At 49.8% G+C, this 11,658-nt stretch carries 10 protein-coding genes and 1 pseudogene; 3 read left to right on the plus strand and 8 right to left on the minus strand.

The genetic code is table 11. The annotated features are described in order from the left end of the window. Positions 1 to 142: 142 nt before the first annotated feature. Entirely contained in the window at positions 143 to 808 is a 666-nt protein-coding gene (locus QMD03_09020) for a class I SAM-dependent methyltransferase (GenBank protein MDI6777353.1), read from the minus strand. Between the two features lie 267 nt (positions 809 to 1,075). Between QMD03_09020 and QMD03_09025 the strand changes: the two genes are divergently transcribed. Next, entirely contained in the window at positions 1,076 to 2,563 is a 1,488-nt protein-coding gene (locus QMD03_09025; GenBank protein MDI6777354.1) for an integron integrase, read from the plus strand. A 252-nt stretch (positions 2,564 to 2,815) separates the two neighbouring features. Here the strand turns inward: QMD03_09025 and QMD03_09030 are convergent, their stop codons facing one another. From QMD03_09030 to trxB, 7 genes and pseudogenes are all read right to left on the minus strand, one after another. Further along, the gene (locus tag QMD03_09030; GenBank protein MDI6777355.1) at positions 2,816 to 3,043 is read right to left on the minus strand and encodes a type II toxin-antitoxin system MqsA family antitoxin; all 228 of its coding nucleotides are present in this window, start codon (positions 3,041 to 3,043) and stop codon (positions 2,816 to 2,818) included. Continuing rightward, the gene (locus QMD03_09035; GenBank protein MDI6777356.1) at positions 3,040 to 3,327 is read right to left on the minus strand and encodes a DUF4258 domain-containing protein; all 288 of its coding nucleotides are present in this window, start codon (positions 3,325 to 3,327) and stop codon (positions 3,040 to 3,042) included. The genes QMD03_09030 and QMD03_09035 overlap by 4 nt, the downstream gene beginning before the upstream one ends. Positions 3,328 to 3,355: 28 nt before the next feature. Next, the gene (locus tag QMD03_09040) at positions 3,356 to 3,805 is read right to left on the minus strand and encodes a DnaJ domain-containing protein (GenBank protein ID MDI6777357.1); all 450 of its coding nucleotides are present in this window, start codon (positions 3,803 to 3,805) and stop codon (positions 3,356 to 3,358) included. A gap of 83 nt (positions 3,806 to 3,888) precedes the next feature. Next, entirely contained in the window at positions 3,889 to 5,523 is a 1,635-nt protein-coding gene (groL, locus tag QMD03_09045; GenBank protein MDI6777358.1) for a chaperonin GroEL, read from the minus strand. A 15-nt stretch (positions 5,524 to 5,538) separates the two neighbouring features. Then, a pseudogene (locus QMD03_09050) lies at positions 5,539 to 5,771 on the minus strand (co-chaperone GroES). 100 nt (positions 5,772 to 5,871) lie between these two features. Continuing rightward, positions 5,872 to 6,702, minus strand: coding sequence for a prolipoprotein diacylglyceryl transferase (lgt, locus tag QMD03_09055; GenBank protein MDI6777359.1), 831 nt, complete (start codon positions 6,700 to 6,702; stop codon positions 5,872 to 5,874). A gap of 13 nt (positions 6,703 to 6,715) precedes the next feature. Continuing rightward, positions 6,716 to 7,684, minus strand: coding sequence for a thioredoxin-disulfide reductase (gene trxB / locus QMD03_09060; protein MDI6777360.1), 969 nt, complete (start codon positions 7,682 to 7,684; stop codon positions 6,716 to 6,718). Positions 7,685 to 7,951: 267 nt separating this feature from the next. On the opposite strand from trxB, the gene QMD03_09065 reads away from it, so the two are divergent. Then, on the plus strand, positions 7,952 to 10,084 hold the full coding sequence (locus QMD03_09065) for an acetate--CoA ligase family protein (protein ID MDI6777361.1): 2,133 nt from the start codon (positions 7,952 to 7,954) through the stop codon (positions 10,082 to 10,084). Positions 10,085 to 10,148: 64 nt separating this feature from the next. Next, positions 10,149 to 11,627: a transglutaminase-like domain-containing protein gene (locus tag QMD03_09070; GenBank protein MDI6777362.1), complete on the plus strand. Its 1,479-nt coding sequence runs from the start codon at positions 10,149 to 10,151 to the stop codon at positions 11,625 to 11,627. The last annotated feature ends 31 nt before the right edge of the window (positions 11,628 to 11,658 follow it).

Raw genomic sequence — 11,658 nt, forward strand, 5'->3', positions numbered from 1 at the left:
ACCTGGTTCGGGGACTTGCACCCCGTTAGTCCCGTGCCATGCCCGGCACACACGCTCAGGGTGAGGCGCGCGGCTTTTCTGCGTCGCCTCCACCCTGTTGTTGGGCTTTTGATGCTATTCCCGGCGAATCCTAAAGGCCCTGTCAGGGGCGCACAGCCAAGGTCACGTAAAATGTCCGAACAGCACCGTCTATCAGGTACGGCATACTGTCGGTATATTCGTCCCGATATGCTTTCACTCGAAAGCCTTGTTCTCCCAAATGACGGAAGATGTCATCGAATGCATACTGGTTGACATGTTTCCTGTATTGATCGGCAAACTCGCTTACAGGAGATTCTATAGAGTACAGTTGGCTTGTCTCACCGAGGAAGGTTCGAAGGTACAAGACCTTGGATGCAGAAGCGACCATGTAATCCAACGCAGGGAATGCGCTTGGAAGATGTTCAACCGTTGCACTGCATACCACTAGATCAGCTTTGGGGCAGAAGTCGGGTGGAATTGGCGACTCTGATATGTCGTGTTCCAAAAAGTGCACATCGGCATCAGATGCGTAGTATTCTCTTCCTATTTCCAACAGACGGTTTTCACCATCAATACCGAAATAGACGGGTTCAAGGTCCTTGAAGTACTTGTACAGATAACCAACACCACACCCAACGTCTAGAATTGTGGCCCTTCGACCTATGATCGGTTCAACGATCCGGCGACATTGCTTGATCCAGACTAGATTCAACTCTCCATGAAGGCGTTTTCGCATCTCGTCGATGTATTCTTGCCCTGTTATCTCGTAGAAGTGAACTTTCTTCATTGTACAATCCTCCACGGCTATGATTGCTATGCCCAATAAGTTATTCTAAAGTTTCTGTATATCTCCGCCATCCACGGGGTTCGTGAAGTTTGCTACAACGACAAGGCATTTCTTTTGTCATCGCATTCCTGGTTTATCGAAACCTTAGAACCCGACTAACCATAGGAAATAACATATAATATCTTGACAATTTTTTCGCAACCATTTATTTCTATCTTTCCGTATATCATGTCAATTGTAATGTTATCTGAGTTCGGAGGATGTCACATGCTTGCTATCCCGTCAGTATTACAGTCAAGATTTGAGGAGCATTTACGGAACAAGACCATTCCAGATCATTTGCAATGGCCATATAAAAAATGGCTCCGCTATTATTTAGACTACTGTGAGAAGTATCATTTTTCTCCTATAGATAAAAGCAGCCTGCCTCGATTTATCGGTAAGTTGCGTGAAAAAAAGCAAACAGAACAACAACAAGGTCAGGCCGCTGAGGCGATAAAAATGTATTATGAGATCCTCAGCCAAGATGACATGCCCCCAAAAGCGCCGCCGCCCCAACCTATTCATCATGGAGAGGAAAACTCTTCCAAAGACGGCAAACATGTATTCATCCACGAGTCACCAGCCATAGCGATTCAGCACAAAAAAGTCGTACCGGCGCCCTCACGTGGTTCCGTCCCGCCATCCAGGGTCCAAAGGTCTTCAATAACCCTCGGCGTTTCAGGAATATCACCCATTGTGCCGCAAGGTGTAATTAACGCTTCCTCTCTTCAAGCAAAACGCGACGACGGGTCTTCCTGGAGATCGGAATATTCCCGACTGGCGGATGAAATACACGTCCGGCATTATTCTAAAAAAACATTGCAAACCTATCAAGGCTGGACGAAAAAATTTCAAGCATTTACACAAAGCAAGAAGCCGGAACTGCTCTCAACGAACGATGTAAAAGAATTTTTAACGTTTTTAGCCGTGAAGCGAAGGGTGTCGGCAACCACTCAAAATCAGGCGTTCAATTCTCTATTGTTCTTTTATCGTCATGTTTTGAATAAGGAATTCGGCAAGATTGATGGCGTCGTCAGAGCAAAACGAAGGCATTATATCCCGGTCGTTTTATCCCGTGAAGAGATCAATGAAATACTGAAGCGCCTGGAACCTCCGTATGACCTTGTCGTAAAATTGCTTTATGGATGCGGGCTTCGGCTTTTTGAATGCCTGGGGCTTCGCGTGCAATGCATGAGTTTTGATGCAGGCATCGTAACAGTTCACGACGGCAAGGGACAAAAAGATCGAACCGTGCCGTTGCCCCAAACGATTCTCCCGGAACTGCGGGCTCATCTTGAGTCATTGAAAGATCTGCATCAAAGCGACTTGGATCGTGGATATGCCGGTGTATTTTTAGTGAATGCTTTGGAGCAAAAATACAAAAATGCGGCCAGGGAGTTTATATGGCAATGGTTTTTCCCGGCCAAGCAATTGACTGTCGAGAGCAAGACAGGAGAATACCGTCGCTTTCATCTGCATGAAACGCATGTTCAACAGGCAATCAAACAAGCAGTAGGCAAGGCAAGGATAACCAAACGCGCGACGGCTCATACTTTTCGCCATAGTTTTGCCAGTCATCTCCTCCAGGGGAATTATGATATCCGGACGATTCAGGAACTGCTGGGGCATAGCGATGTCCGGACGACGATGATTTATACCCACACAGTAAAGAGCGTCACGATAAAGAACGCCCAAAGCCCGCTGGATTTTTAGTGTTTTCCTTTAGACCTGATCCCACCTTGTTACAATTATCTAGCTCTGATCATCTGTTTCTTGACACATGATGGATTTTCCTATAATTTCACGCCAAAATCAAAGATCGAATAGATAATTGGGGACAGCCACTAATATCCGGCTGATGTCCCGAATGTTGAAATTTTGAGGAAGAAATTGGTACGTAAGGGGACGTGCCAGCCACCTAACGGATGTCTGTCACGCCCTTTGCTTTTTTTATTCGGTTTGAATTTATGCGGCAACATATTGGCGGACGTCCACCTGTGCACCAGCTTTTGCCATCTGTTCGGCAGATATAAGCAGCTCTCCTGCCACCTGTTCATCAACGTAATCTTCGCCACAGTTCGGACATACTTGCGCAGGGACTTTTTTAACAACACAGGTAAAGCCATCCCTTTCCAGCGTGACGGTTGTTGTGCCCGGTTTGGTTTCAGCGTGTTTGCAAATAACACATTTCATGGCATTCTCCTTTTAAAATCGGGGCTCCATTTGTCTTGTTCAGGTTCGTAAACAGTAATCACAATTGTTTCGTTATCAGCCACGTTATCCACCGCTACGACATGCACCGGACGTTTTTCAACCCATCCCAGGATTAGACGGCTTGGATATGGTGTATCGTCCGGGTATCCTTCTATAGTTTCTCCTGTTGCCAGAATAGAACGAATATCCTTTTCATCTACTCGACGTTGAAACATCCGGTGAATCGCATGAGTACGAAATATAATCTTCCCAACTTCCGACAAAATCTGAGACTCCTGATATCAAATGCAGTTATATGAAAGTACCGTCGCAGTGGTCGCATCTTTCAAGCCGTGGCGCTTCAATTTCCCTGTCGCTGCCCAAGGCTGCCTCCAGGAAAGTGATATTTAAATCGCATTGTAGATCGGCCCCTCGTTCCGCCTGCCTGCGTGCGCGGGCTCCACCGCCAAAGAAGTCCTCAAAAATATCGCTGAAGGAACGGAAGATATCGGACTGCCGGGTGAACCCCTGGTAGCCCGTGCTTCTGAGACCTTCATGGCCAAAGCGATCGTATATCTGTCTCTTTTCAGGATTACTCAATACCTCGTATGCTTCAGCGGCCTCTTTAAACTGCTCCTCGGCTTCCCTGTTACCTGGATTTCGATCAGGATGATACTTCAAGGCCAATTGCCTGTATGCCTTTTTAATCTCCTCCAAAGAGTTTCCTCTGTGGACATTCAGTATCTCGTAATAGTCCCGCATAGCTACCTCAAAGCCCCCGGATACACATCAGTCGTCAGTCTTATGACTTATGACTTATGACTTATGACTTATGACTTACGACTTTAGTAATCGTAATCCTCGGGCGGCATCCCGCCGGGCGGCATTGGCGGAGTCGCTTTTTTCTTGGGTTTTTCTGCAACCATCGCCTTAGTGGTTAGAAGGAGTGAGGATAATGAGGCGGCGTTCTGAAGGGCGAAGCGGACTACTTTTGTCGGATCAATGATACCCGCTTCGATCATGTCCACATACTCGCCTCTCTCGGCGTCGAATCCGTAATTTCCCTTGTTCTCCTTTACCTTTTCGGTGACGATGGCCCCCTCATAACCCGCGTTGGCAGCAATCTGTCTTAACGGTTCTTCAATTGCCCTTCTGACGATGTCCAATCCGTGCTGTTCCTCACCGGGAAGCTTCGTTTTCTCCAATGCACCCAGGCTCCGCAGCAAGGCGACGCCGCCACCGGGAACGATTCCTTCTTCAACGGCCGCCCGTGTGGCGTTCAACGCATCCTCCACACGCGCCTTTTTCTCTTTCAACTCAACCTCTGTCGCTGCCCCCACTTTGATCACGGCAACCCCACCAACCAGTTTGGCCAGGCGTTCCTGTAATTTTTCGCGGTCGTAGTCAGATGTGGTTTCCTCGATTTGCGCCCTGATCTGCTTGACACGACCCTCGAGATCGGCCCTATTGCCGCCACCCTCCACAAGGGTGGTATTATCTTTGTCAATAGTTACACGCTTACAGGTACCGAGATCTTTTATGGTAACATTTTCCAGTTTAATGCCCACATCCTCCGAGATGACCTTCCCACCGGTTAAGATGGCGATATCATCGAGCATGGCCTTTCTTCTGTCACCAAACCCCGGCGCCTTTACTGCCGCACCCTTCAGGGTACCACGAATCTTGTTAACCACCAGCGTAGCTAATGCTTCACCCTCAACATCTTCAGCAATGATCAAAAGCGGTCTTCCCATCTTGGCAATCTGTTCCAGGATGGGGACCATATCCTTCATCGTACTGATCTTTTTCTCATGGAGGAGGATGTAGGCATCTTCCAGGTGAACCTCCATCTTCTCCGCATCGGTGACAAAATAAGGAGAGATATAACCGCGATCAAACTGCATCCCCTCCACGATCTCGAGGGTTGTCTCCATGGTCTTGGCTTCTTCTACAGTAATAACCCCCTCCTTGCCTACCTTTTCCATCGCTTCTGAGATGATCTCACCGATGGTACGGTCATTGTTGGCCGAAACGGTACCCACCTGGGAAATCTCTTTTTTATCCTTAATCGTCTTGGACATCTTCTTCAACTCGTCCACGACAATGGCAACACCCTTATCAATGCCTTTTTTCAAGGCCATGGGGTTTATCCCTGCCGCCACGAGCTTGCCCCCTTCAGTGTATATGGCCTGGGCCAGTATGGTTGCCGTTGTGGTTCCATCGCCCGCCATATCCGAGGTCTTTGAGGCCACCTCTTTTGCCATCTGGGCGCCCATGTTCTCAAATTTGTCTTCCAGCTCAATTTCCTTGGCCACGGTTACCCCGTCTTTGGTAATTGTCGGTGCCCCCCACGATTTCTCCAGGACAACATTTCTTCCCCTCGGCCCCAGCGTGACCTTGACGGCACTGGCCAGGGTCTCAACACCCCGCATGATCTTCTCGCGGGCTACCGCGTCATATTTGATTTCCTTCGCTGCCATTTTTGTCACCTCCTGCTACGATTCGTAAACACAGAGAATGTCATCTTCTCTCATCATCATGTGTTCTACACCGTCAATTTTAATTTCCGTGCCGGCATAGCGTCCGAATAACACCCGGTCCCCTTCCTTGACCTCCGGGGGATTCGTTTGCCATCCTTATCCATCCGGCCAGGTCCCAGGGCGATGATCTTTCCCTCCTGCGGTTTTTCCTTGGCTGTATCGGGAATAATAATCCCCCCGGTGTTTTCTCTTCCTCATAATAGTCACGAAATTGAACTTGTCAAGCGGGGCACATGCGAGACTCCCTGCATTCAAGATGGGCCTCGCGGCAGGGCGATCGCTATTCCCCTACACTTCGCTTCGATAAAAAAAGATACCAACCCCCGCCAGGACCATGAGGGCACAGAGTATCTGTCCCATGCTCATCCCCCCCCAGAGGAGTCCCAGTTGCATGTCCGGTTCCCGGAAGAATTCGATAAAAAAGCGGGATAATCCGTAACCGATGATATAAAGAGCAGACAGGGAACCATCGAAAGGTTTTTTCTTCCTCATACTCCAGAGGATGATGAAGAGCACGATCCCCTCAAAAAAGGCCTCATAAAGCTGGGATGGGTGGCGGAGTTGGTGCGTCGTATCCAGGGGGAAGTACATCCCCCAGGGCACATCGGTGGCCCTGCCGAAGAGCTCACCGTTGATAAAATTGCCGATCCTGCCAAAAGTATACCCCAGGGGAATTGCAGAACAGAAAAGGTCGGTAAAACGCCACGTGTTTATTCGATGCCTACGGCAGAAGATGATGGATACGATAAGGACACCGATGGCGCCGCCGTGATAAGACATACCGGCAAGCCCCACAAACCGGAAACCGCTGGTAAAATCGAAGGGGAGAATAATCTCCAGGGGATGTCTCAGGTAATATGCAAAATTGTAGAACAACACATATCCAACTCTGGCACCAATGAGCAGTCCCGTTATGGCCCATACAAAAAAGTCCTGTATCGTTTCCGTTGTATAATCATAGTCTTCGTGTTTTATCCGGTATGAGACCAGCAGATATGTCAGGAGGAAGGCGACAATATACATCAGACTGTAATAGCGTATCTGAAGGGAACCGCTCGTAAAAATATTCGGGTTGATATGCTCTGGTATATGTTGCCAGAGATTGATCCAATCTTCCACGTTAGTCCCCCGGCTAATAGGATTTCCCTTTCACTGCCTCGACGTAGAGCTGGGTGGAAAAGGCGGCTGTGGCGCCATCACCGGAGGCGGTGATTACCTGTCGCAGGAGTTTGACGATGCAGTCGCCACAGGCAAATATGCCCTCTGCCGAGGTCTTCATATGACTGTCCACCACAATATAGCCATTTTTATCAAGATCCACAATACCACGGACCACACCGGTATTGGGGGTTAGGCCGATAAAAATAAACACCCCGTCGGCGGGTATATCCCTCAATGTTCCGGACGACTTCACATCTCTGATCTTTACCCCGGTGACGAACTCTTTTCCTGAGATCTCCTCGACCACAGAATTCCAGGCGAACTCAATTTTGGCGTTGGCAAGGGCACGCCTCTGGAGTATGCCTGTGGCGCGGAGGCGATCGCGGCGGTGGACGATGGTGACCTTCCTGGCGAAATTGGCGAGAAAGATGGCCTCCTGAACAGCCGCATCCCCTCCGCCGATGACCACGACATCTTTGTTTCTATAGAGGGGACCGTCACAGGTTGCACAGTACGAGACACCTTTTCCGACAAGGGTCTCTTCTCCGGGAACCCCCAACTTCCGCCAGTTTGTCCCCGTCGCCACGATCACGGCAAGTGCATCATAGGCGCTGTTGCCTGCAATAACTTCCCATCCATCCGTGTCACCTAATCGTTTCCTGGCAATAGAATGGACATCTCCTCCCGTAATCTCCAGCCCGAACTGGACGGCCTGTTTTTTAAACCGCTCGATGAGTTCAAAACCACTGATTCCCTCAGGGATGCCCGGATAATTTTCGATCATATCTGTGACGGTAATCTGGCTTACGGAAGTGGCGCCTTCGATCAACAGCGCTTTTAAAGAAGCCCTCGCAGCATAGAGACCTGCTGTAAGTCCCGCCGGTCCCCCACCCACGATCAAGATGTCGTAAACCTGATCCGGAATTTGCCCCTTTGACATAAGTGTTCCCTCCTGCTGTCTTTCAGCTTTTTAGAAAGCTCCATTAAATCGCTAAAACCGGTTTTTGTAAAGTCTAAATTCGTCCAGATACTACAGATGACTTTATTCTGAAATCGAGAATCGGGAGTCTGGAGAAGAGAAACTGACTTACGACTTACGACTCTCGATTATACTTGACATAAGTGATATCCATTTCCTATAGTTTTCCTGTCTGAACCGTTGCAGAGAGATCACAACAGACCAGACAGACCGGCTAAGGGAGGTAAGATGTCGGAAAATCCCCTTGATTTCTTGATGAATCCAAAGACGATTGCCACCGTCGGCGCGGGAAATAACCCGATGAAAATGGGAACGATGCAGGCCACCAGCATCGTGAAAGGTGGATACGAAGGCAAATTTTATCCCATTCATCCTGCGGAGAAAACTGTTCTTGGCCACCGGGCATACCCATCTGTCCATGACCTTCCCGAAGCCCCTGATCTGGCCACGCTTGTGGTACCACCGGCTCGGGTCATCCCCCTGCTGGAAGATTTTGGTAAGATCGGTACCAGAAGGGCCATTATCATGAGCGCCGGTTTCAGAGAAACGGGCACGGAGGGCAAGGCCCACGAGGATCGGCTCAACGAAGTTGCCGAGAGATACGGTATACGTTTTCTCGGTCCCAACTGTATGGGTATATTAAACTCCCAGATTTCTCTAAATTTAACAGTTTCCCCCCTTAGGGTAAAACCCGGTATACTGGGGTTCGCCTCCCATAGCGGCACTTATGTGGCCCAGACACTCACCTATCTAAAAAAAAGAGGTATCCGGTTCAGCAAGGCGATCAGCATCGGAAATGAGACCAATATCAATATCATTGATGCCTTGGAATACCTTGGCGCCGATAAAGATACGAGGGCCGTCATTTTATATATTGAAGGCATCTGTGATGGGCGCAAACTCATCGAAGTCGCCCGGAAGATAACACCCCACAAGCCCGTTTTAGCTCAATATGTCGGTGGTTCGACCGCCGGCGCCCGGGCAGGGATGAGCCATACCGGTGCCCTGGCCGGCCCGGATATTCTGTGTGATGGTATCCTGAAACAGGCCGGGATCATCCGTTGCACTTCCATTGAAGACCTCTTTACCCATGGATGGGCACTTGCCACGCAACCCCCTCTTCGGGGGAAGAGAATCGGCATCGTGACCAACTCCGGAGGTCCAGGAACAGCAATCTCCCACACACTTGATCTGGGGGGGATGGAGGTCCCCCGTTTCTCGGAAGACCTTCAAAACCGGCTCCGACCCCACATGCCGCCCCATGCGTCAACTGCCAATCCTGTTGATCTGACCTTTTACCTGGATATGGAACTTCTCGCCGCCACGGTACCCGAGATAATCATGAAAAGCAACGAGGTAGACGGGATGATTATCCACGGGGTGGTGAACTTTGGCGCCAAGAGAGGAGTCCAGAGCGGCAACCAGGATTCCGGTATTCTTCTTGGACGGCCTTCAGACCGTTCCGGGATAAAAAGAATGGTATCATTGCCCTCGAAATATAACATTCCTCTCCTGATTTCCTCGTTCTTTGACCGCGACGATAAATATACGGCAGCCTACGAGGACAACGGTATCCCGGTTTTTGATTCACCGGAGAAGGCGGCCAGGGCGATGGTTTCACTCCTCTCATACAGAGAGATAAGAGACAGAAAAACCTCTGTCCCGCCTGTCATTCCCGAACCGGACATGGGTGCCAGGCGGATCATTATGACGGCCCTGGAGAAAGGCCAGAAGGCGCTGGATGAACATGAAGCAAAAAAAATCCTTTCTGCATACGGGATTCCGGTTACCCTGGAGACACTGGTGTTTAAAGAGGAGGATGCCGTTCATGCGTCGAGCGCGCTCGGTTTTCCCGTAGTAATTAAAGCATGTTCATGGGAGATCATGCATAAGACGGAAAAGGGCCTCATCGTGCTGAATGTCAGGACTGAGGCTGAGGTGCGGGATTCCTTCCAGGCCATCCGAAAATTGGCTGAGGGGAATATCCCTATTCTTGTCCAGCAGATGGTTTCAGGAGACCGTGAGTTTGTCGTGGGAATGACCAGATTTCCCAGGTTCGGTCCCTGTGTGCTTTTTGGTCTTGGCGGGGTATTTACGGAAGCGATCAACGATACCTCTTTCCGTCTGGCGCCCCTCCATGCCGTGGAAGCTGAAGAGATGATCTTTGCTATGAGGGCGAAAAAGATCCTGGGCCGGTTCAGAGGAATGCCCCCGGTGGATTGCACGTCGCTGGTGAAACTATTGCAAAATATCGGCATCATCTCTATACTTCATCCGGAGATAGCAGAAATTGACCTCAACCCGGTGATCATCCATGGTGCAAAACCGGTTGTTGCCGATGCCCTGTTTGTTCTGTCATAAGTCATAAGTCATAAGTCGTAAGTCGTAAGTCAGACATAAGACGTAGGACATAAGACGGATAAATATGAGTGTCTTCAGGATTAAATGGCACTGGATCGCGGGAGGGGCATTTGTAACGCTGTTTGCCCTTCTCCTTGCCTTTCGCCTCGATCTTTTCGGGGAGCGTGTCTCCGCAAGGCAGGAACACGATACTCCATCTTACGTTCAGGAATGTCGGGATAGAGATGTCTGGATGTCTATCTCCCAGAAGGGACAAAAGATCGGGTATGCCCACAGGCGTTTTTTTAGGACCGAGAGAGGGTATCGTTTTGTGGAATCCGTTTTCATGCGGATCAATACGATGGGTATTGTTCAGGGCATCAGGTTTAAGACAGAGGGAGATCTGCATCCTGATATGTCCCTTTCCTCCTTTAACTTTCATCTGAATTCGAGCCTTTTTTCTTTTACAGCCCATGGTGTGGTAAAAGAAAGACGCCTTACCCTCTACTCCGGTACACCCGGTTCCCTGAAAAAGACCGAGATTCCCCTTCCCGAAACGCCGTACCTGACAAACGGCATCCTTGAATCTGTCTGGAGTGCGGGGCTAAAGGCGGGGCAGCAGCGTACTTTTCATGTCTTCGACCCGGCGACCATGGGACAACGGCCGGTCAAGGTTTCTCTGTTAGGTGACGACATGGTAACGATCATGGACCGGAGACAGAAGGCCCAAAAATGGGCTGTGGATTTTATGGGTGTCCAACAGTTTGCCTGGATCGGGGAAGACGGGAGTATCTTGAGGGAAGACGGTATCTTAGGGATTACACTGGAGGCGGTTACGAAAAAGCAGGCTCTGGAAGATCTTGCCCTCTCATCAAGTGCTGACCTTACGGAAATTGCCTCCATTGCCGCAGATAAGACCATTGCCGCTCCGGAGAAACTGACGGAACTGGAGGTGAAACTGATCAATTGCGGAGATAGCAGCCTCTTTTTAAATGGAGGCAGGCAGAGGCTTAAAGACAACATATTGACGATTCACAGAGAATCAATGGCAACACTTCCCTTTCGGTCTGAGGTTATAGGCGGCAACGAGGCATTTCTGGAGGCGACCCCCTTTATCCAGTCTGACCATCCGCAGATCCAGGCCATGGCAGGAAAGATAGTTTCTCCCCATGATCCGGTCACGGTGAAGGCAAGAAAACTCGTGGCCTGGGTGCACAAAAATCTGGAGAAACGACCCGTGTTATCCGTTCCGAATGCCCTGGAAACGCTGAATAACTTAGTCGGTGACTGCAATGAACATGCCGTACTTTTAGCCGCCCTGGCCCGGGCCGCCGGCATCCCGGCGCAGGTCGAGGCCGGCCTCGTCTATCAGAGGGGGAGATTTTACTACCATGCATGGAACGCCCTTTTCCTCGGAAGATGGGTTACCGCGGATGCCGTCATGGGGCAGATGCCTGCCGACGTCACACACATCCGCTTTGTCCGTGGAACTACGGAGCAGCAAATTGATCTGATAAGTGTTATCGGAAAGATACGCCTGAAAATCCTAAGTACCTCATCGTAAGTCGTAAGTCGTAAGTCGTAAGTCATAAGTC

The organism is Syntrophales bacterium, from assembly GCA_030018935.1.
Lineage (GTDB): Bacteria > Desulfobacterota > Syntrophia > Syntrophales > CG2-30-49-12 > CG2-30-49-12.